Below are 21,871 nucleotides of genomic sequence, written 5' to 3'. Positions count from 1 at the left end.
ATCAAAGAGCAAACTAGGAAGCTAGCCGCAGGTTGCTCAAAGCACCGCTTTGAGGTTGCAGATAAAGCTGACGTGGTTTGAAGAGATTTTCGAAGAGTATTAGTTCAAGTGCCAGATGTCTTCGTTATACTGAGCGATTGTACGGTCAGATGAGAAGAATCCTGCTTTAGAAATGTTAACGATAACTTTGTCCAACCATGCGTCACGATCTTCGTAGTCAGCCAACATTTGCTCTTTCACTTTGATGTAGTCTTCCAAGTCAAGAAGAGTCATGAACCAGTCTTTGTTGATCAATTCCTTGTAAAGACGTTCCAAGCGCTCTTTGTTTCCAGCTGTAAGAACTGCATCGCTAACGATGAAGTCAACCAATGGTTTGATAGCTTTACGAGCGTAGAATTCGCTTGATTTGTAAGCTGCTCTTGCGTAAAGGTCGATAACAGTTTCTGAATCTTCACCGAAGATGTAGATGTTTTCGTCGCCAACCAACTCAGCGATTTCCACGTTAGCTCCATCCATAGTACCAAGAGTCAAAGCTCCGTTCAACATGAATTTCATGTTACCAGTACCTGAAGCTTCTTTAGAAGCAAGTGAGATTTGTTCTGAGATATCACATGCTGGGATAAGGAAGCTTGCTGCAGTAACGTTGTAGTTTTCAACCATAACTACTTGCAAGTGTGGAGCTACTGCTGGATCGTTAGCAATAACTTCTGACATGCAAAGAATCAAGTGGATGATGTCTTGAGCGATTGTGTAGGCTGGAGCTGCTTTACCACCAAAGAAGATTGTAATTGGGCGAGCAGGGATGTTACCAGCTTTGATGTCAAGGTATTTGTGAATCACGTACAAGGCGTTCATTTGTTGGCGTTTGTACTCGTGAAGACGTTTGATTTGGATATCAAAGATAGAGTTTGGATTGATTTCCACACCTTGGTGTTCTTTCAAGTGACGAGCCAATTTACGTTTGTTGTGAGCCTTGATACTTTCCAATTTTTCTTTGACAGCTGCTTTGTCTTCATAAGACAAGAGTTTTTCAAGCTCATCTGCTTCATGGTGCCAACCTTCTCCAAGAATCTCATCCAAGTAATGAGACAATCTTGGGTTAGCATGCATGAGCCAACGACGGAAAGTGATACCGTTTGTTTTGTTGTTGAATTTTTCTGGGTAAAGGTCGTAGAAAGCTTTCAACTCAGAATTTTTCAAGATTTCAGTGTGAAGCGCTGCAACCCCGTTAACGCTGTATCCGTAGTGGATATCCATGTGAGCCATATGAACACGTCCGCTCTCATCGATGATTTGAACAGCTGGATCTTTGTATTCTGCTTTCACGCGACGGTCCAATTCTTCGATGATTGGTACCAAGTGAGGAACCACTTCTTGCAAGAATTCAAGAGGCCATTTTTCAAGGGCTTCAGCAAGGATTGTGTGGTTAGTGTAGGCAGTCATACTACGAACGATTGAGATTGCTTCGTCAAGCTCGATACCACGTGCAGTCAAAAGACGGATCAATTCAGGGATAACCATTGATGGGTGAGTATCGTTGATTTGCACAACTGCGTAGTCAGCAAGGTCATGCAAGTTGCTTCCTTTTTCAATTGCTTCGTCGATGATCAATTGCGCACCGTTTGAAACCATGAAGTATTGTTGGAAGATACGGAGCAATTCACCTTGACGGTCACTATCATCTGGGTAAAGGAAGAGAGTCAAGTTGCGAGCGATGTCTGTCTTGTCAAAGCTGATACCGTCTTTAATAATAGAAGAATCAACTGAATCCAAGTCAAACAAACGCAAGCGGTTCTTCGTTTCTGTCTTGTAACCAGGAACATCAATATCATAAAGAGTTGATGTCAAAGTAAAGTCTGCAAATGGCACTTGGTAGCTACGGCTTGAGCGAACCAACCAGTTTTGCTCTGTCAACCATGCATTTGGAATTGTTTCTTGTTGGTTGTTTTTAAGAACTTGTTGGAAAAGACCAAAGTGGTAGTTAAGACCAACACCGTCACCATTCAAACCAAGAGTAGCAATTGAGTCGATAAAGCAGGCGGCCAAACGTCCCAAACCACCATTACCAAGAGATGGTTCCAATTCAACTTCTTCAACTTCGATCAAGTCTTTACCTGCAGCAGCAAGTTCTTTTTTGACATCGTCGTAAAGACCAAGGTTGATCAAGTTGTTTGACAAGAGTTTACCAATCAAGAACTCAGCTGAGATGTAGTAAACTTTTTTCTTACCAGTGTTGACTGGTTTTTGGCTGCTTGCAAGCTTGCTGTAGTTAAGAAGAGCAAGGTAAAGCTCTTCATTGCTACATTCTGCAATGGTTTTATTGTAACGATTTTGTACAAATTCTTGTAGTGATAACATGTTTAAGATGTCTCCTGATATTGTATTATTTCTTTAATTCTACCAAATTTTCATTAATTCGTCGATAGATTGTTGTCAAGTCAAGCAAACCTTCCTCGACAGCTGGTGTCAATTGCTCTTCAGTCATACGCCAAGACCAGTTTCCACCAAGGGTAGATGGGAAGTTCATACGAGCTGTCTCATCCAATTCTAGCAAATCTTGCATAGTTGCAATTGCCATGAAGCTAACTGATGAAAAGACTGTACGAAGCATAGCATGTGGCACTGTTTCGTATTCTTTACGATTAGTGTAGCGAGCCATGTATTCACGAGTTGCATCATCGATCTCGTTACGGTACCAACCAAGGACCGTATTGTTATCGTGTGTTCCTGTGTACATAACTGAGTTAGCAGGTGCCAAGTGTGGGCTATCGATACTTTCGTCTTCTGGATTGAAGGCAAATTGAAGAATCTTCATTCCTGGGAAGCCAGTACGTTCACGCAACTCGATAACTTCATCAGTCATGAAGCCAAGGTCTTCTGCGATGATGTTTAGCTCACCAAGTTCTTCCTTAACGGCTGCAAAAAGCTTGTAGCCCGGACCTTTCACCCACTCACCAGGTGCTGCTGTATCGGAACCAGCAGGGATTTCCCAGTAAGATTCGAAGCCACGGAAGTGGTCGATACGAACGATATCGTAGATTTTGAAGCTTTCACGCAAGCGTTCAATCCACCATTTGTAGCCGTCTTTGTCCATTGCCTCCCAGTCATAGATTGGGTTACCCCAAAGCTGACCAGTTGCAGAAAATTCATCTGGTGGGCATCCTGCGATGCAAGTAGCCTTACCATTGACATCTGTCTTGAAGAGATGTGGATTTGCCCACATATCGCTTGAATCTTCCGCTACGTAGATTGGCATGTCCCCAACGATTTCGATGTGGTTTTCGTTAGCGTAAGCTTTCAATTTCAACCATTGTTGGAAGAAGAAGTACTGAGTCACACGGTGGTAAACCAACTTGTCTGCTAATTGCTCACGGTAGCTTTCAAGTGCTGAAGCTTTACGAGCACGAGCATCTGCATCTGGCCATTCTGTCCAAGCAAGATTGTCAAAATGCTCTTTGATAGCCATATACTCAGCAAAGAGCTCAAGCCATGATTGGTTGTCTTGAGCAAATTTCTCAAAATCTTTAACATCTCCGACTTCAAAGAAACGTTTCACCGCTTTTTCTAAAAGAGGACGACGTGCATAGTAAATCTTAGCATAGTCAACTTCAGACGCATCGCTACCAAAGTCAACTCCTTCAAGGTCACTTACTTCCAACAAACCTTGCTCCACCAAGATATCTAAATCGATAAAATGAGTGTTTCCTGCGAAGGCTGAGAAAGATTGGTAAGGAGAATCCCCGTAACTAGTTGTTCCTAATGGAAGGATTTGCCAGTAACGTTGTTTTGTACGAACCAAGAAATCAACGAAGTCGTAAGCACTTTGACCAAATGATCCGATTCCGTAAGCTCCTGGGAGAGAAGAGATGTGCATCAACACACCACTTTGACGTTTTTTCATAATAGCACCTCATGTGTTAAAATAATGGAACGTTGCGTATTTTAACAGACGCAAACGTTTGCGCTACTTATAAGTATACTCCTTTTCAAGCATAATTGCAAGCGTTTTTAAAAAAACTTTTTTGATTATTTTTAAGGAGACTAACTCATTTTAGCAAAGATAACTTGAAACTATCTAATCCTAAAGTTTGACTCTCATGAAACAGTCTACAAAGTGCAAAACCTCCTTAAAAAAACTTTAATTTATATGTAGGAGGCACAAAGGTCTATAGAAAATAGATAGGGATTAGAAACAAGGAAATAGCCCCTCCTGATTTCCCTCTTTAGACAGATTCCATCTATTTTTTATTAAAAATACTGTATTCTTATCTATTTCACACTTTTCTTCTATATAAAAAGTAAAATCATGCTATCAAATCAAGCTTAAAATTTTTTTAAAATTTTTAACAAAAACACTTGCAACCGTTTTCTATTTGTGCTATACTAAGCTCATAAAGGAAAACGTTTGCGTTTTTCTTGTCAATAAAACTTGTTATTCTTTAGGAGGAATACACTATGTCATCTAAATTCATGAAGAGCGCTGCTGTGCTTGGAACTGCTACACTTGCTAGCTTGCTTTTGGTAGCTTGCGGAAGCAAAACTGCTGATAAACCTGCTGATTCTGGTTCATCTGAAGCGAAAGAAATCACTCTTTACGTTGAGGACCAATACAAAGCTTATGCTGAAACAGTAGCTAAAGCTTATAAAGAACAATCAGGAACAACAGTTAACATCAAATCTGGTGACCAAATGGGTGGGCTTGACAAACTTTCTCTTGACAACCAATCAGGTCAAGCTCCTGACGTTATGATGGCTCCATACGACCGTGTAGGTAGCCTTGGTACTGACGGACAACTTTCAGAAGTGAAATTGAGCGACGGTGCTAAAACAGATGATAAAACTAAATCTCTTGTAACAGCTGCTGACGGTAAAGTTTACGGTGCTCCTGCCGTTATCGAGTCACTTGTTATGTACTACAACAAAGACTTGGTAAAAGAAGCTCCAAAAACATTTGCTGACTTGGAAAACCTTGCTAAAGATAGCAAATACGCATTCGCTGGAGAAGATGGAAAAACTTCTGCTTTCCTAGCTGACTGGACAAACTTCTACTTTGCATACGGACTTCTTGCTGGTAACGGCGGTTACGTATTCGGACAAAACGGTAAAGACGCTAAAGACATCGGTCTTGCAAACGACGGCGCTATCAAAGGTGTAGAATACGCTAAAACTTGGTATGAAAAATGGCCTAAAGGTATGCAAGATACGGAAGGAGCTGGAAACCTAATCCAAACTCAATTCCAAGAAGGTAAAACAGCTGCTATCATCGATGGACCTTGGAAAGCTCAAGCCTTCAAAGACGCTAAAGTAAACTACGGTGTTGCAACTATCCCAACTCTTCCAAACGGAAAAGACTACGCAGCATTTGGTGGTGGTAAAGCTTGGATCATCCCATCAAGCACTAAGAACCTTGAAGCTGCTCAAAAATTTGTAGACTTCCTTGTTTCAACTGAACAACAAAAAGCCTTCTACGATAAAACTAATGAAATCCCAGCTAACACTGAAGCTCGTTCATACGCTGAAGGTAAAAATGATGAGTTGACAACAGCTGTTATCAAACAGTTCAAGAACGCTCAACCAATGCCAAACATCTCTCAAATGTCAGCTGTTTGGGATCCAGCTAAAACAATGTTGTTTGAAGCTGTAAGTGGTAAGAAAGATGCTAAAACAGCTGCTAACGATGCTGTAACATTGATCAAAGAAACAATCAAACAAAAATTTGGTGAATAAAAAATTTGTTCAAGGGGGGTGGAATTCAAATCCCCCTTTGAATTTATCAATAGAAAACATATATAGTTTAGGTTTTAATTAGAAACCAGTATCCTATGAAAGGAGTTATTATGGAAAAGCAACAACCTAGTAAAGCAGCCCTGCTGTCTATCATTCCTGGGTTAGGACAGATTTACAATAAACAAAAGGCCAAAGGTTTTATCTTCCTTGGTGTAACCATCGTATTTGTCCTTTATTTCCTAGCACTTGCAGCCCCTGAATTGAGCAACCTCATCACTCTTGGTGACAAGCCAGGTCGTGATAATTCCCTCTTCATGCTGATTCGTGGTGCCTTCCATTTAATCTTTGTAGTTGTTTATGTACTCTTTTATTTCGCAAATATCAAAGATGCACATACAACTGCTAAACACATTAACAATGGTATTCCAGTAGCACTTACCTTTAAAGAAATGGTCAAAGGAATCTATGAAAATGGCTTCCCTTACCTCTTGATCATTCCATCTTATATTGCCATGACTTTTGCAATCATCTTCCCAGTTATCGTAACCTTGATGATTGCCTTTACTAACTACGACTTCCAACACTTGCCACCAAACAAATTGTTGGACTGGGTTGGTCTGACAAACTTTACAAACATTTGGAGCTTGAGTACCTTCCGTTCTGCCTTTGGTTCTGTTCTTTCTTGGACTATCATCTGGGCTTTATCTGCCTCAACTTTACAGATCGTGATTGGTATCTTCACAGCTATCATTGCTAACCAACCATTTATCAAAGGAAAACGTATCTTCGGTGTTATTTTCCTTCTTCCTTGGGCTGTTCCAGCCTTCATCACTATCTTGACATTCTCAAACATGTTTAACGATAGTGTCGGAGCTATCAACACTCAAGTCTTGCCGATCTTTGCTAAATTCCTTCCATTCCTTGATGGGGCTCTTATCCCTTGGAAAACAGACCCTACTTGGACTAAGGTTGCCTTGATTATGATGCAAGGTTGGCTTGGATTCCCATATATCTACGTTTTGACTTTGGGTATCTTGCAATCTATTCCTAACGACCTTTACGAAGCAGCTTATATTGACGGTGCCAATGCTTGGCAAAAATTCCGCAACATCACTTTCCCAATGATCTTGGCTGTTGCAGCACCTACTTTGATTAGCCAATACACCTTCAACTTTAACAACTTCTCTATCATGTACCTCTTCAATGGTGGAGGACCTGGTAGTGTCGGAGGTGGAGCTGGTTCCACCGATATCTTGATCTCATGGATCTACCGTTTGACAACAGGTACATCTCCTCAATACTCAATGGCGGCAGCTGTTACCTTGATTATCTCTATCATTGTCATCTCAATCTCTATGATCGCATTCAAGAAACTACACGCATTTGATATGGAGGATGTCTAAGATGAATAACTCAATTAAACTCAAACGTAGACTGACTCAAACCCTTACTTACCTCTACTTAATTGGCCTATCAATCGTGATTATCTATCCACTTTTGATTACCATCATGTCAGCCTTTAAAGCAGGTAACGTCTCAGCCTTTAAACTAGATACTAATATCGACCTCAATTTTGATAACTTTAAAGGCCTCTTCACTGAAACCTTGTACGGTACTTGGTACCTCAACACTTTGATTATCGCCTTGATTACCATGGTTGTTCAAACAAGTATCATCGTACTTGCTGGTTATGCCTACAGCCGTTACAACTTCTTGGCTCGTAAACAAAGTTTGGTTTTCTTCTTGATTATCCAAATGGTGCCAACCATGGCCGCTTTGACAGCCTTCTTCGTTATGGCACTTATGTTGAACGCCCTTAACCACAGCTGGTTCCTCATCTTCCTCTACGTTGGTGGTGGTATCCCAATGAATGCTTGGCTCATGAAGGGTTACTTCGATACAGTGCCAATGTCTTTAGACGAATCTGCAAAACTAGACGGTGCAGGACACTTCCGCCGCTTCTGGCAAATTGTTCTTCCTCTTGTTCGCCCAATGGTTGCTGTACAAGCTCTCTGGGCCTTCATGGGACCTTTTGGAGACTACATCCTCTCTAGTTTCTTGCTTCGTGAGAAAGAATACTTTACTGTTGCCGTAGGTCTCCAAACCTTCGTTAGCAATGTGAAAAACATGAAGATTGCCTACTTCTCAGCAGGTGCTATCCTCATCGCCCTTCCAATCTGTATTCTCTTCTTCTTCCTACAAAAGAACTTTGTTTCAGGACTTACAAGTGGTGGCGACAAGGGATAATCTATCCCCGCCACCCTTTTTCATTTTATACTCTTCGAAAACCTCTTCAAACCACGTCAGCTTCCATCTGCAACCTCAAAACACTGTTTTGAGCTGACTTCGTCAGTTCTATCCACAACCTCAAAGCAGTGCTTTGAGCAACCTGCGGCTAGCTTCCTAGTTTGCACTTTGATTTTCATTGAGTATTAACAATTGTTACTGTAAGTAATATCCTTACAACAAGCAATTTTTCTCCTAGACTTGAAATAAAGCACATTTCTCTATATAATAATACTCATATAGAAAACACCTTTTAGAAAGATACCTATGCTTCCATATCCATTTTCCTATTTTTCAAGTATTTGGGGATTTCGTAAGCCCCTGTCCAAACGTTTCGGACTCAACTGGTTTCAACTACTCTTTACCAGTATCTTCCTTATCAGCTTGTCGATGGTACCCATTGCCATCCAAAACAGCTCCCAAGAGACTTATCCGCTAGAAACCTTTATCGATAATGTCTATGAACCATTGACAGATAAGGTTGTACAGGATCTCTCTGAACACGCTACAATTGTTGATGGCACATTAACTTATACAGGCACAGCTAGTCAAGCGCCTTCTGTTGTGATCGGTCCAAGTCAAAGCAAAGAATTACCTAAAGACTTGCAACTGCATTTCGACACAAAAGAACTGGTCATCAGCAAGGAAAATAAGGAACTGACCCGAATCTCTTACCGAGCGATTGAGACTGAGAGTTTCAAAAGTAAGGACAGCTTGACCCAAGCAATTTCTAAAGACTGGTACCAACAAAATCGTGTCTATATCAGTCTCTTCCTAGTTCTCGGTGCAAGCTTCCTCTTTGGTTTGAATTTCTTTATCGTCTCTCTAGGAGCGAGTCTTCTCCTTTATATCACTAAGAAATCACGCCTCTTTTCATTTAAAACCTTTAAAGAGTGCTACCATTTTATCTTGAACTGTTTAGGATTGCCGACTCTGATTACGCTTATTTTGGGATTATTTGGCCAAAATATGTCAACCCTGATTACTGTACAAAACATTCTTTTTGTCCTTTATCTGGTCACTATCTTTTATAAAACACATTTCCGTGATCCAGATTACCATAAATAGGAGATTTTTATGCCCGTTACGATTAAAGACGTGGCCAAGGCTGCTGGTGTTTCACCTTCAACCGTAACCCGTGTTATTCAAAATAAATCAACCATTAGCGACGAAACAAAAAAACGCGTTCGCAAGGCTATGAAGGAGCTCAACTACCACCCAAACCTCAATGCTCGCAGCTTGGTAAGTAGCTATACTCAGGTGATTGGTTTGGTTCTTCCTGATGACTCAGACGCCTTCTACCAGAATCCTTTCTTTCCATCGGTTCTACGTGGTATCTCTCAAGTCGCATCTGAAAACCACTATGCCATTCAGATAGCAACAGGAAAAGATGAAAAGGAGCGTCTCAACGCTATTTCACAAATGGTCTACGGCAAGCGTGTAGATGGGCTAATCTTTCTCTATGCCCAAGAAGAAGACCCTCTCGTAAAACTCGTTGCAGAAGAACAGTTCCCCTTTCTTATCCTAGGTAAATCTCTATCTCCTTTCATCCCACTTGTCGACAACGACAATGTTCAAGCTGGTTTTGATGCGACTGAATATTTCATCAAAAAAGGCTGCAAACGCATTGCCTTTATCGGAGGAAGTAAAAAGCTCTTCGTGACCAAAGACCGTTTAACAGGCTATGAACAGGCGCTTAAATATTACAAACTTACCACTGACACCAATCGCATCTACTTTGCAGACGAGTTTCTGGAAGAAAAGGGCTATAAATTTAGCAAGCGATTATTCAAGCACGATCCACAAATTGATGCTATCATCACAACCGATAGTCTCCTAGCCGAAGGGGTCTGTGACTACATCGCTAAGCACCAACTGGATGTCCCTGTTCTCAGCTTTGACTCGGTTAATCCTAAGCTCAATTTAGCAGCCTATATAGATATCAATAGCCTAGCCCTCGGACGTACTTCTTTAGAAACTATTCTCTGCATCATCAATGATTCTAAAGAAAATAGGCAAATCTGCTACCGCCAGTTAATCGCCCACAAAATTATTGAAAAATAAAAACCAGCTCGCGCTGGTTTTTTTATCACTAATTTTCTGTTTCAACGAATCGTCCCAAAATATGAACATTCTCTGATACAGAGACAAAGGCCCCTGGATCCACTTGTGTCATAATCTGTTTAAATTCATTAAACTCTGCACGTGTAATGACAGTAATTAAAACTGCCTTTCTCTCGTGATTATAGGTTCCTTCTGCATCGTGGATCATGGTTGCTCCGCGGTGCAATTTTTTATGGATTTTTTCAATTACCTTGTCTGGATGATTGGTCACAATCATGGCCTGCATACGTTTTTGCTTGGTAAAGACCGCATCTGTCACACGGCTAGAGACAAAGATGGTAATCATAGAGTAGAGAGCGTATTTCCAGCCAAAGGTCAAACCTGCTATCAGCATGATGGTCCCATTTACCAAGAAAGAAATACTACCGACATTCTTACCCGTTTTCTTACGAATGGTCAGACTGACGATATCCGTCCCACCACTAGAGATATTGTTTCGAAGAGCAAAACCAATCCCCAAGCCCATGACAACGCCCCCAAAAAGGGCATTGATAATAGGATCCTCCGTCAAGGTCGCCACAGGGACAAACTGGATAAAGAAAGAACTCATAGACACCGTTATAAAGGTAAAGACGGTGAACTTATGGCCAATCTGATACCAAGCCAAGACCATCAAAGGAAAATTAATGGCGTAGAAGGTCAGCGAAATCGGGATATGAAAACCAAACCAGTGATTACTCAAGGCAGAGATAATCTGTGCCAGACCTGTTGCACCACTCGAATACACATGCCCTGGTTGGAAAAAGAAATTGACCGCCACTGCTGATAAAAAACCATAGACCAGAGAGGCTGAAATCTTCTCGTCATACTTCTCACGAGAGATGCTTTGTAAGACACGTAAAATTTTTATCTGATAAGCAAAGCGGCGCAGATAATAGCGCCACCGCTTAATTCGTTTTGCTTGTTTCATCTTCTTCTACTTGTAAGCTGAGTTCCTCTAGTTGTTTAAGAGCTACTGTTGAAGGAGCTTGTGTCATTGGGTCAGTTGCCTTGTTGTTCTTAGGAAAGGCAATGACTTCACGGATATTTTCTTCTCCTGCTAAGAGCATGACAAATCGGTCAAGCCCGATAGCCAAGCCACCGTGTGGTGGGAAACCATAGTCCATGGCTTCAAGAAGGAAACCAAACTGGTCATTTGCTTCTTCAGCTGAGAAACCAAGAGCCTTGAACATGCGTTCTTGAAGGTCTTTTTGATTGATACGAAGGCTACCACCACCAAGCTCATAACCGTTCAAGACGATATCGTAAGCAATGGCACGAACCTTAGCCAAATCACCTTCTAATTCGTAAGCAGTCTCTTCCTGTGGAAGTGTGAATGGATGGTGGGCGCTCATGTAGCGGCCTTCTTCTTCAGACCATTCAAACATCGGCCAGTCAACCACCCAAAGGAAGTTGAACTTATCATTATCAATCAAGCCAAGCTCTTTGGCAATACGTCCACGAAGGGCACCGAGAGTTGCATTGGCCACTTCAAGCGTATCCGCCACAAAGAGAACCAAGTCCTTGTCTTCAAGAGCAAGCGCTGTTGTCAATTCTTCTTGGATACCAGTCAAGAACTTGGCAACTGGTCCGTTTAATTCTCCATCAACTACCTTGACCCAAGCAAGACCTTTGGCACCATATTGTTTGGCTACTTCCTTCATCTTGTCGATATCTTTACGTGAATAGTTGTCCGCAGCTCCTTTGACTACAATTGCTTTTACAGCAGGTGCTTCTGAAAAGACTTTAAAGTCTACACCTTTGACCACTTCTGTCAAGTCCTGAAGCAACATGTCAAAACGAGTATCAGGCTTGTCAGAACCGTAACGAGCCATAGCGTCATCATACTTCATACGCGGGAAAGGCAGAGTGACTTCGATGCCTTTAGTTTCTTTCATCACGCGCGCAATCAAACCTTCTGTAATATCTTGGATTTCTTGCTCCGTAAGGAAAGATGTTTCCAAGTCGACCTGGGTAAACTCAGGTTGACGATCTCCACGCAAGTCCTCATCACGGAAACATTTGACGATTTGGTAGTAACGGTCAAAACCAGCATTCATCAACAATTGCTTAGTGATTTGTGGACTTTGAGGAAGAGCATAGAAATGCCCCTTATTAACACGAGATGGCACCAAATAATCACGCGCCCCTTCAGGCGTTGACTTAGAAAGGAATGGTGTCTCCACGTCGATAAACTCCAACTCATCCAAGTAGTTGCGGATAGAATGGGTTACCTTAGCACGAAGTTTGAGATTTTCCAACATTTCTGGACGACGAAGGTCAAGGTAACGGTAACGCAAACGCGTATCGTCATTAGCCTCAATGCCATCCTTAATCTCAAATGGGGTTGTCTTAGCTGTATTAAGCACTGTCAGAGCTGTCACGTTTAACTCAACTGCACCAGTTGGCAACTTATCATTGGCTTGCTCACGCGCAGCGACCTGACCAGTCACCTCGATAACAAATTCACTACGAAGGCTTTCAGCTGTTGCCATAACCTCTGCAGATACTTTTTCAGGGTTGATAACCAACTGCATGATTCCTTCACGGTCACGAAGGTCGATAAAGATCAAACCACCAAGGTCACGACGACGGCCAACCCATCCTTTCAAGGTTATTTCTTGTCCGATGTGTTCCTCACGAACACGACCAGCATACATACTACGTTTCATTGTTTCTCTCCTCTTTTATTCTGTTACTATTTTACCATAAAAGCGCAGGCTCTTCATGAAAATCAGCAGAAAAGTTTGCCTGACTTTAAAAATCAAGTGAAGGACCTAAAAATTAACGCCAAAACAAAAATCCGATGAAGTTCACCGGACTCTTTTATTTTGAATTGTTGCCTGCTTTACGCTTTTCAGCGATTTCGGCTGCCTTTCGAGGCAAGACAATTTCCGTTGTGTAAGCTGTCCCAAAACGCCAGATACCGGCAATAGGGGCGAAGACAACTGCTAGATAGTTGTAGAAGAAATCGCCCTTAAAGGTATAAGCTAGCGCTCCAATGATGAAAAATAGAACTACTGCTTGAATCACTGCTAATAAAATTACTCGTTTCATGTGACCTCCTGACTCTATTATAGCATGAGAATCATCAAAAAGCCGACTAAATTATTCAAAGCGTGGAGAGAAATACTGTAGACCAGACCTTTTCTGCTAATATAAGCCAAGCCCAAACTAAAACCAAGGCTAAAATAGACAAAAAATTGTTGCACATCACCTGGGAAATGACCTAAGGCAAACAAAAGACTAGATACCAGAAGAAAAATCAGAGTTTGTTTACTATTGTCCTGCTTAGGAAAGAGGTAGCGTGCCAACATCCCTCTAAAGATAAGTTCTTCCGTCAAAGGAGCAAAAATAACGACCGCAAAGAATGAGAAAAGTGGTTGAGACAAGGTCAAGTCTATCGCTATTTGCTGATTTACTGAAGGATCATTTGGCAAGAAAAACTGGACAACCAGAGATAAGAACCAAACCAAGGCAGGAAGCCAAATAAATCGGTTGAAGCCACTCTTCTCAATACGAACAGGAGCTTTCTGATACCATTTGTAAATACCGTACACATAAACTCCAGCCAAGGCCACATAGAGTAGGGTAACAGCATAGGGTGAACCGCCTAAGGCAAGCGACGTAGTCGCGAGCACCTGAATGAAGCCATAGATGAATAAAAAGGATAGAACGGCTAGAAGAAACCAGCCAAGGTTTTTAAGTAATTTCATAAAGGTCTCCTATCTTGCTTTATAGCTTTTTTTCAATACAATGAGGTTTGCTATTCCTAACACAAGTACCCAGGCAAGTAACATACCGATATTAGAAAAAGATATTTCCCCACCTTTTTTATTTAAAAGATTTACAATTGGACCAATAAAAGAGTAATCCAACACTTTTTGAACCGTATCATTTTGAAGAGCAATTATAGGTAAAAAAGAGACAATTAACATAGGGAAGATACTATAAACTTGCGCTTTAGATTGAGTATCTGATACCGCACCGATTAGAAGGTTGAGAAAAATAATACTAATAGTTGCTAGGAGCAAATAGATAACGTAGGCAAATAAATAACCCGATACATCTACTTTAAGATAGATGGGAAGTACAATCATAGCAAGTATCATTATCAGAATAGGGAGAACAAGCATACTGAAAGTATATTCTGTTGCTGTCACACCACTTAGGAGGAGTGATTTAAGATTTCGTTTTTCCTTATCTTCTGCCATCATAATCGATACCATATAACCACTTCCCATGCTCAAGACCATCGTCAAGCTAGCAGATAGTAAAAATAGGCTCAATTGTCCATTCTTATTGAAAAATTCATTATATAAAACAGCAATACCAAAAGGCATCAATAAAGTCGCCAATAAAGTTGAATTGCTGATAAGAACTTGTAATCTTAACCATAGTAGGGCATTTAATTTTCTAAACATCTAACTTTTCTCCTGTCAATCTGATAAAGATTTCTTCTAGTGTCGGCTCACAAGAGTGAACCACCATCAAATCTGTCGTGTCTAAATGTGGCAATTCTTCAAATGGAACTATCTGTTCTCGTCCATCGTTATAAACCACATGTACTTTCTTATCCACATGATACTTCTGGATAATATCTTGTGGACTTCCATACTCTATTAAGTTTCCCTTATTTAAAAGAGATAAGCGATCACAAAGCAGAGTTGCTTCATTCATATCATGCGTGGTCAGAAAGATAGTTGTCCCCGCATGCTTTAATTCTTGAAGTAGGGTATGAATCATCTTAGATGTTGTAGGGTCTAAGCCACTGGTTGGCTCATCAAGGAAGAGAATCTTAGGTGCATTCAGAAGGGCACGAGCCAAGAACATTCGTTGTTTCATTCCTGTAGATAGTTTTTCTGCGATAATATCTTTAGCATCTGCCAATCCAACCTGTTGAAGCACCTGAACTACTCTATCTGACTTGAGACCATATAACTTAGCATAGATGAGAAGATTTTTGTAAAGACTCATCTTTTCATAAAAACCACTGCCATCACTAACTATACCGATTTGTTCTAAATCATTTGAGGTTAAATCTTGAGAATTCTTGCCTAACAAAACTGTTTTACCTTGATCTGCAGCCAACTGACCTGTTAAGACATTGATCATGGTTGTTTTACCTGAGCCAGAAGGCCCAAGAAAACCAAAGATTTCACCTTCCTTAATCTCAAAAGAAATCTGATGAAGAGCTTTTTTGCTCCCAAAACTTTTGCTTACATTTTCAACACGAATCATAGAAACTCCTTTATTTGAAATAACGTTTCACCATAGGTAACTGCATCACATTGATATAAATATGGATTGCTCCGACAAACAAGAAGGCTAGTAACTGAATCTCTCCTGTCAGTAAAGAAAAGAGAGCAATCAGAAAGTACAAAGCTGGCAAGACATACTGATGTAATTGGAATAAAATCCGAAAACTCTGTTCCAAATTAGCCTGGCGCTCCCCTTCATCGCAAGAATTGACATAACCTAAGATATCCTTTGGCATAGAGAAAAATACCATATCAAACTGGCGAACAATCGCAATGGTTTTATAAAAATATTTTTGAGCATTAAAAGTCAACACTAATCCCAAAAAAGAAAGAGATAAGGTTAGATTGCTTCTATTTAGTATAACCACTTCACTTGCTGAAATGAAGAGAGCCAATAAAATCACTACACTTGCACTATTAAAAGCAATACTTCCAAACTCAAGATTCCGATACATTTGCACATAATAGCTTTCATTCAGATCATCATCCATTTCCTCTTGATACAAGGAATGAAATTTTCTGCTTTTCTTTAAGAAATTGAAAGTCAAAAAAAGACTAATGAAACCTAATACTAAACAAATAGCTGATATCCAAGGTATCAAGACTTTTACATCTAAAATAACTTCGTAGGATTCGGCACGTGCCTTAAACATCCCTACAAACATGCCCAAGAAACCTCCCAAGACAACAGACATTAAAAATAACAACAATCCACGTTTATTTTTCTTTTTCATATTCATTCTCTTTCTAAACTAAACCAATCCAACTAACCACTGACCAAAGGCTTTACCTGATTCATAAATAGCTGTCAAGCCCTCTGTTCCCAGTGATACTAAAATCAAACAAACAGCAAACAAGAGAATAGCTTGGTTTCTTGCTTTTGTCTCACTAGCTCCCAGAGGCTCTTTACTTAGCCAACCAGCAAGATAGGCATACAGAGTGACTGTCAAAATCCCAAATTCAGTCGAGGAAAGAAACAAGAACAGCATCACTAAACGAACCACGATAGTTTTGATATTAAAATAATTTCCTAAACCTGCACAGACACCTGCAAGTTCTTTGTTCTCAGTATCTACTTGAAAACCTGCTAAAAACTCTTTCATATTCATTCTCCTTATTTACTTGCTAGATTTTTGGATTTCTTTTCAATCCAGTCAACGACTGGGATAAGAGCAAAGTAGGCCCAAATAAATTGGTCGCTGTAATAGAGATCAAACCATCCTAGATTTGTTCCAATTAGTAGACACAGGCTGACTAATAGAGCTATGGCAACTACATAATAGATCACTTTATACTTGTTCATCATTTTTCTCCTTTTTCTTTAACCAGTTGAAAATGGACAAGAGGACTAAGTTAACCCAAAACAAATACTTACTTTCAACAAAATAGAACCACCCCAGTAATGTTCCAATCATAGCGAAAGCATTCACAATGAGGGCAAGAACACTCATACAATAAATCACTTTATACTTGTTCATCACTCGTCCTCCTCCAAGCGAAATACCGATTCGACTGTTTCGTTGAAAATTTGAGATATTTTCAGGGCAATGATAATGGACGGGGTGTATTCATCCCGTTCTAATAGACTGATAGTCTGTCTGGAAACCTCTGCTAGCTTGGCTAGTTCGGTTTGATTAAGGCCATCGCGAGCCCGCAGCTCTTTTAGACGATTTTTTAGTTGCATGTCACACACCTACTCTCCGTCAAATTCAACGGCTTGGATATCCTCAATACGTTGCAACTTGATTTTTTCTTTTCCCGTCTTATCTACGTATCGTAGCTTGACCCATTCCTCATCAACATCCACAACTTCCCAAAAATTTGTTCCAAATAGTTCTCCAATGATTGTTGGTTTCTTTCCAATCATTTCTTGCAATAATCTCGACATTTCTGCGTTTCCTTTCTCTTTTCTTTCGATTACCTTTAACCTCTTCTCTATCCGCTTGATTTTCTTAGATTGACTCATATAAATCAAGACGAGAAAAGGAAACAAAATCCATACCCACATGTGGCTCCCTCCTATTTCTTAACTTGCTTATATTGTAACACATCTTTTTCTTTTTGACAAGCATATTTGTCAAAAAGTTTATGATTTTTGTCATTTTGCAAAAGAAAAAGGTCAGGAGTAGGTTCCTGACCAGTTTATCTATCATTAAAATCCTAGTTTTTCAAAGATTTCTGAGAAGTTTTGGCTGATTGTCTCAAGTGACACTTGCACTTCTTCTCGAGTTTGGTTGTTCTTGACTGTCACTTGTCCGCTTTCGACTTCGCTCTCTCCTAGGGTGATGAGGGTCTTAGACGCAAAGACATCGGCTGACTTGAACTGAGCTTTGAGTTTACGATTGAGGTAATCACGCTCTGCTTTGAAACCTTGTTGGCGAAGAGTCTGTACTAATTCCAAGGCCTTGACATTTGCTCCTTCTCCCAAAACTGCGATATAGACATCTAGGGCGTTTTCGATAGGGAGAGACACACCTTGCTTTTCAAGAATGAGAAGCAGGCGCTCTACACCAAGTCCAAAACCAAAGCCAGCAGTTTCAGGGCCTCCAAAGTAAGAAACCAAACCATCGTAACGACCACCCGCACAGACGGTCAGGTCATTGCCCTCAATCTCAGTGATAAACTCGAAAATGGTGTGGTTGTAGTAGTCCAGACCACGCACCATATTGGTATCGATGATATAGTCTACACCCAGATTTTCCAACATCTGACGCACAGCATCAAAATGAGCTTGGCTTTCTTCATCAAGGAAATCCAAGATAGAAGGTGCATTCTCCACTGCCACCTTGTCTTCTTTTTCCTTAGAGTCCAAGACACGGAGAGGATTTTCCTCCAAACGACGTTGGCTATCCTTGGACAAGGTCTCCTTGAGCGGTGTCAAATAGTCAATCAAGGCTTGACGGTAGGCCGCACGACTCTCAGGATTCCCAAGAGTGTTGAGGTGCAATTTGACACCTTGGATGCCGATTTCTTTCAAGAAATGAGCTGCCATAGCGATGGTTTCTACATCGGTAGCTGGATTGCTAGAACCAAAGCACTCTACACCAATCTGGTGGAACTGGCGCAAACGCCCTGCCTGTGGACGCTCGTAACGGAACATAGGTCCCATGTAGTAGAACTTGCTTGGCTTTTGCACTTCTGGGGCGAAGAGTTTATTTTCCACATAGGAACGGACAACGGGCGCAGTTCCTTCTGGACGGAGGGTAATATGGCGGTCACCCTTGTCATAGAAGTCATACATTTCCTTGGTTACGATATCCGTTGTATCTCCGACAGAGCGACTGATAACCTCGTAATGCTCAAAAATAGGCGTGCGCACTTCTGCATAGTTATAGCGCTTGAAAATCTCACGGGCAAAGCCCTCAACGTACTGCCATTTGGCAGATTCAGCAGGTAAAATATCCTGCGTTCCTTTTGGTTTTTGTAATTTCATAGGGAATCCTCTTTAAACTTAATAGTCTTATTTTACCATAAATAGAGGGATTAAAACAGTGAGAAAAAAATTAGGATTTATACTCAATGAAAATCAAAAAGCAAACTAGGAAGTTAGCCGCAGGTTGCTCAAAACAGTGTTTTGAGGTCGCAGATAGAACTGACGAAGTCAGTAACATATACCTACGACAAGCCGACGCTGACGTGGTTTGAAGAGATTTTCGAAGAGTATTAGATATCATTTTTAAGATTAAGAACTGTCAAAAGAATAGCTAGCAAGGAAAGACCAACAAATAGCATCCAAGTCAACTGTATATTCCATACAGCTATAAGTGAAAAACAAGCTGTTCCCACAGGTATGGATAAGGTAAACAATAAACCTAAAAAATTACTGGTACGAGCTAGAACCTCTGGAGCTAGATTCTTCATGAGCATGGCACTAATCTTTGGTTGAACTTTACCAGACACATACAGAGTTAAAAAGAGAAATAGCAAACCAAGCACGACCTGATTGAATAAGTTAGCTAGACCAACTAGACTGAGTCCTACGGTAGCCCACATCATCAATCTAGGCAAGGACTGCTTCCCAAAATAATCATTGCCCGTAAGGCTACTGATGATGATTGCTAACAAAACACAGACTTGATTGATAAATAGTGTCTCTGTGTAAGAAAAATTCAAGAGAGAATGGCTCAAAAAGAAGATATTATAAATTCCACCCAAAGCGCCACCCAAGGCATTGATAAGCAAGACAGCAAAGAGCATAAAACCAAAGTTTTTCTGTCCACTTTTAAGAAAAACGAGACGTAAATTTCGGTAAATTGTTAGGAACTGGTCTTTGATAGAAAGCTTCTCATTTTTTAGAATTTCACCATCAGCAGATGACATTGACAGGCTCAATTTGCTTCTTCCTAAAAAGAGAACAGAGGCTGATACGAGGAAAAAACAGGCATTGATTCCCGCAACGAGGGAAAAATTGTTGACCGATAGACCTAAGAGCCAGACTCCAAAAGCTTGACCACCAATAACTGAAATATAGGTGATGAATTGGGAAAAAGAATAAGCCTCCATCAGATCATCTTCAGCTACTTTTTCCTTAATGAGAGGCATGCGCAAACCACCAGCAAAATCACTGATGACATCACTAATGACATTGATCAAACACAGGCTAGAAAAGGCAAATAAACTAGCTTGCTGAACAACTAGGGCTGCTAGAAAAAATAAAACCGCCTGAAACAAACCGCTATAGACCATCCATTTGACCTTGTCTCTCGTGTAATCTGCCCGAATCCCTACAAAAACTGTAAAGAGAGTCGGAAGAATCATGACAATATTCGCCATAGCAACAGCAAAAGAGGCTTGTGGCAAAGTCGATGCATAGACGATAAAGACCAGGTTGAAAATCGAAGCACCAAAAGCATTGAAGAAGCGTGACAAAGTCAAGAGTCGATAAGCTTGATTTCTAAACAATAATTTCATAGATAATCTCCCTTCTTGTTCAAAGTTTTATGTGAAGTATGACTATAGTATAGCACTTAGAAATTTTAGAGGAAAAACTTTGAATATATGCAACACACAAAATAAGCAAAAAAACGATAGAACTTTCTCGATGACCTGAGAGCAGTCAAAAGTTCTATCGCTTAAAATTTCAAATCATTCTCTTAGTTTGCAGATATTCAATAATCGGTCGTTTTTCTATAGTATTCGGCAGATTTATTACAGCCAAGCATCTCAAAAATACGGACAGCATCTTCCATCTTTTTCTGACCTTCCTTGACTCTGCCTTGCTTGCTATCAAGGAGACCTTCCGCCCACAAATAGACAATTCGGAAATAGGTCTCATTTTCATTGTAGAAATGCTCTTCGATAACACGTTTAAAATAAGAGGCATTGGTAAATTCTTCACACTCAATGCTGGCTAAAAAACCATTCAATAGTATAGTGTGAAACAGGTTTCGATTGCCAGACACTTCCATTAGAAAATCAGATTTACGTACCATTTCTCTAACATACCTAGTGAAAAGAGAAACAGATAGAAATGGTGAACTGACTGAAAATAAATTGAGTTCATAGATTCCCCAGATCTCGGTAGAAAACAAATAATCATGAAGGACTTTCCCCTCCTCTGCCGTTAACTCTACCCTTTCGTCCATGCTCTTCATATAAGACTTGATAATAATGGCATTTAAAATATGTTTCTGTTTGTTTTGAGAATGGGCATGCTTTTGATACTCCTTGCGATACAAGTCCTCAAGCGGAGCTATATTCTTTGGATCCAAGACATCTATGATTTCTTTTCTCAACTCAGAATCTGTATCATACTGAAACCCTCTCGCCAGAAAGAGGATTTCCTCTACACTGGCAGATATATTTTCTAGGGCAAATAGAAACTTTTCCACCGAAAGCTCACTCTGACCAGTTTCAAAGCGAGATAACATAGACGGCGAAAATTGTCCCCCAGTTGCTTGTCTCAGCGAGATATTTCTTGACTCTCGTAATTGTCTAAAGACTTTTCCAATCTGCTCCATAGGCTTCCCCTTGATTCCGTATTTTCTTCATTTTATCATATTTTTCAGAAAATTCATCAAAAGCTTGCCAAATTGTCAGAATTATGAGAAAATAGAGGATATTTATCACGTGGAGGGACTGTAATGAGAGACGATATCAAAATCAATGACCGTGCTTTGGCCTTACAAGACCAAATTATCGAAAAACTAGAGAAGGTTTTTGATACAGATGTGGAATTGGATGTTTACAATCTAGGGTTGATTTATGAAATCAATCTGGATGAAACGGGTCTCTGCAAGATTGTCATGACCTTCACTGACACCGCCTGCGATTGTGCCGAAAGCCTGCCTATCGAAATCGTGGCAGGTCTGAAACAAATCGAGGGTATCGAAGATGTCAAGGTTGAAGTTACCTGGTCGCCTGCCTGGAAAATCACACGAATCAGTCGCTACGGCCGCATTGCCCTTGGACTGCCACCTCGTTAATACTCTTCAAAAATCTCTTCAAACCACGTCAGCTTAGCCTTATCGTATAGATGTTACTGACTTCGTCAG

The 21,871-nt window shown here is 40.5% G+C and carries 23 protein-coding genes; 6 read left to right on the top strand and 17 right to left on the bottom strand.

Annotated elements, in window-relative coordinates; all coding sequences use genetic code 11:
• Positions 1-99: 99 nt before the first annotated feature.
• Complete coding sequence (gene glgP / locus HT696_RS08130; RefSeq protein WP_173283530.1) at positions 100-2,358, bottom strand: glycogen/starch/alpha-glucan family phosphorylase; 2,259 nt, start codon at positions 2,356-2,358, stop codon at positions 100-102.
• Between the two features lie 25 nt (positions 2,359-2,383).
• Entirely contained in the window at positions 2,384-3,901 is a 1,518-nt protein-coding gene (malQ, locus tag HT696_RS08125; protein ID WP_173283529.1) for a 4-alpha-glucanotransferase, read from the bottom strand.
• A gap of 554 nt (positions 3,902-4,455) precedes the next feature.
• Between malQ and HT696_RS08120 the strand changes: the two genes are divergently transcribed.
• The 5 genes from HT696_RS08120 (at position 4,456) to HT696_RS08100 (ending at position 10,077) form a co-directional block, all read left to right on the top strand.
• Positions 4,456-5,727 carry an extracellular solute-binding protein gene (locus HT696_RS08120; protein WP_000095466.1) on the top strand — a complete coding sequence of 424 codons (1,272 nt, stop codon included), beginning with the start codon at positions 4,456-4,458 and terminating at the stop codon, positions 5,725-5,727.
• A gap of 110 nt (positions 5,728-5,837) precedes the next feature.
• Positions 5,838-7,130, top strand: a complete 1,293-nt coding sequence (locus HT696_RS08115; protein WP_000414955.1) for a sugar ABC transporter permease — start codon at positions 5,838-5,840, stop codon at positions 7,128-7,130.
• 1 nt (position 7,131) lies between these two features.
• Positions 7,132-7,974: a sugar ABC transporter permease gene (locus HT696_RS08110; RefSeq protein ID WP_001065648.1), complete on the top strand. Its 843-nt coding sequence runs from the start codon at positions 7,132-7,134 to the stop codon at positions 7,972-7,974.
• 306 nt (positions 7,975-8,280) lie between these two features.
• Positions 8,281-9,081, top strand: a complete 801-nt coding sequence (locus HT696_RS08105; protein ID WP_173283528.1) for a DUF1189 domain-containing protein — start codon at positions 8,281-8,283, stop codon at positions 9,079-9,081.
• A gap of 9 nt (positions 9,082-9,090) precedes the next feature.
• On the top strand, positions 9,091-10,077 hold the full coding sequence (locus HT696_RS08100; protein ID WP_173276597.1) for a LacI family DNA-binding transcriptional regulator: 987 nt from the start codon (positions 9,091-9,093) through the stop codon (positions 10,075-10,077).
• A 28-nt stretch (positions 10,078-10,105) separates the two neighbouring features.
• Here HT696_RS08100 and HT696_RS08095 read toward each other — a convergent pair whose 3' ends face one another.
• The 15 genes from HT696_RS08095 to rgg all read right to left on the bottom strand — a co-directional run bounded on the left by HT696_RS08095 (position 10,106) and on the right by rgg (position 21,337).
• Positions 10,106-11,047 carry a YitT family protein gene (locus HT696_RS08095; protein WP_112444813.1) on the bottom strand — a complete coding sequence of 314 codons (942 nt, stop codon included), beginning with the start codon at positions 11,045-11,047 and terminating at the stop codon, positions 10,106-10,108.
• Complete coding sequence (aspS, locus tag HT696_RS08090; protein ID WP_173283527.1) at positions 11,025-12,788, bottom strand: aspartate--tRNA ligase; 1,764 nt, start codon at positions 12,786-12,788, stop codon at positions 11,025-11,027. The genes HT696_RS08095 and aspS overlap by 23 nt, the downstream gene beginning before the upstream one ends.
• A gap of 154 nt (positions 12,789-12,942) precedes the next feature.
• Positions 12,943-13,173, bottom strand: a complete 231-nt coding sequence (locus HT696_RS08085; protein ID WP_173283526.1) for a hypothetical protein — start codon at positions 13,171-13,173, stop codon at positions 12,943-12,945.
• 17 nt (positions 13,174-13,190) lie between these two features.
• Entirely contained in the window at positions 13,191-13,832 is a 642-nt protein-coding gene (locus HT696_RS08080) for a type II CAAX endopeptidase family protein (RefSeq protein ID WP_173283525.1), read from the bottom strand.
• A gap of 9 nt (positions 13,833-13,841) precedes the next feature.
• Positions 13,842-14,540, bottom strand: coding sequence for an ABC transporter permease (locus HT696_RS08075; protein WP_173283524.1), 699 nt, complete (start codon positions 14,538-14,540; stop codon positions 13,842-13,844).
• Positions 14,533-15,357, bottom strand: a complete 825-nt coding sequence (locus HT696_RS08070; protein ID WP_173283523.1) for an ABC transporter ATP-binding protein — start codon at positions 15,355-15,357, stop codon at positions 14,533-14,535. The genes HT696_RS08075 and HT696_RS08070 overlap by 8 nt, the downstream gene beginning before the upstream one ends.
• Before the next feature lie 10 nt (positions 15,358-15,367).
• Positions 15,368-16,111 (bottom strand): DUF3169 family protein, encoded by a 744-nt coding sequence (locus HT696_RS08065; RefSeq protein WP_173283522.1) that lies wholly within the window; start codon positions 16,109-16,111, stop codon positions 15,368-15,370.
• Positions 16,112-16,129: 18 nt separating this feature from the next.
• Positions 16,130-16,480, bottom strand: a complete 351-nt coding sequence (locus HT696_RS08060) for a PspC domain-containing protein (RefSeq protein ID WP_031227880.1) — start codon at positions 16,478-16,480, stop codon at positions 16,130-16,132.
• An 11-nt stretch (positions 16,481-16,491) separates the two neighbouring features.
• Positions 16,492-16,680 carry a hypothetical protein gene (locus HT696_RS08055; RefSeq protein ID WP_001046123.1) on the bottom strand — a complete coding sequence of 63 codons (189 nt, stop codon included), beginning with the start codon at positions 16,678-16,680 and terminating at the stop codon, positions 16,492-16,494.
• Positions 16,667-16,855, bottom strand: coding sequence for a hypothetical protein (locus tag HT696_RS08050; RefSeq protein ID WP_112444826.1), 189 nt, complete (start codon positions 16,853-16,855; stop codon positions 16,667-16,669). Before HT696_RS08050 ends, HT696_RS08055 begins: the two co-directional genes overlap by 14 nt.
• On the bottom strand, positions 16,855-17,061 hold the full coding sequence (locus tag HT696_RS08045) for a helix-turn-helix transcriptional regulator (RefSeq protein WP_020900531.1): 207 nt from the start codon (positions 17,059-17,061) through the stop codon (positions 16,855-16,857). Before HT696_RS08045 ends, HT696_RS08050 begins: the two co-directional genes overlap by 1 nt.
• Positions 17,062-17,070: 9 nt before the next feature.
• Positions 17,071-17,385 carry a hypothetical protein gene (locus HT696_RS08040; RefSeq protein ID WP_112444828.1) on the bottom strand — a complete coding sequence of 105 codons (315 nt, stop codon included), beginning with the start codon at positions 17,383-17,385 and terminating at the stop codon, positions 17,071-17,073.
• Positions 17,386-17,529: 144 nt separating this feature from the next.
• Positions 17,530-18,810 (bottom strand): histidine--tRNA ligase, encoded by a 1,281-nt coding sequence (hisS, locus tag HT696_RS08035; protein ID WP_112444830.1) that lies wholly within the window; start codon positions 18,808-18,810, stop codon positions 17,530-17,532.
• 230 nt (positions 18,811-19,040) lie between these two features.
• The gene (locus tag HT696_RS08030) at positions 19,041-20,288 is read right to left on the bottom strand and encodes a transporter (protein WP_173283521.1); all 1,248 of its coding nucleotides are present in this window, start codon (positions 20,286-20,288) and stop codon (positions 19,041-19,043) included.
• 197 nt (positions 20,289-20,485) lie between these two features.
• Positions 20,486-21,337 (bottom strand): quorum-sensing system transcriptional regulator Rgg, encoded by an 852-nt coding sequence (gene rgg / locus HT696_RS08025; protein WP_173283520.1) that lies wholly within the window; start codon positions 21,335-21,337, stop codon positions 20,486-20,488.
• A 123-nt stretch (positions 21,338-21,460) separates the two neighbouring features.
• On the opposite strand from rgg, the gene HT696_RS08020 reads away from it, so the two are divergent.
• Positions 21,461-21,802, top strand: a complete 342-nt coding sequence (locus HT696_RS08020; protein ID WP_001204052.1) for a metal-sulfur cluster assembly factor — start codon at positions 21,461-21,463, stop codon at positions 21,800-21,802.
• The last annotated feature ends 69 nt before the right edge of the window (positions 21,803-21,871 follow it).

Source organism: Streptococcus sp. 9903, from assembly GCF_013276625.1.
GTDB lineage: Bacteria > Bacillota > Bacilli > Lactobacillales > Streptococcaceae > Streptococcus.
The sequence above is the reverse complement of the archived record's forward strand: the minus strand, read 5'-3'. Positions and strand labels throughout refer to the sequence as shown.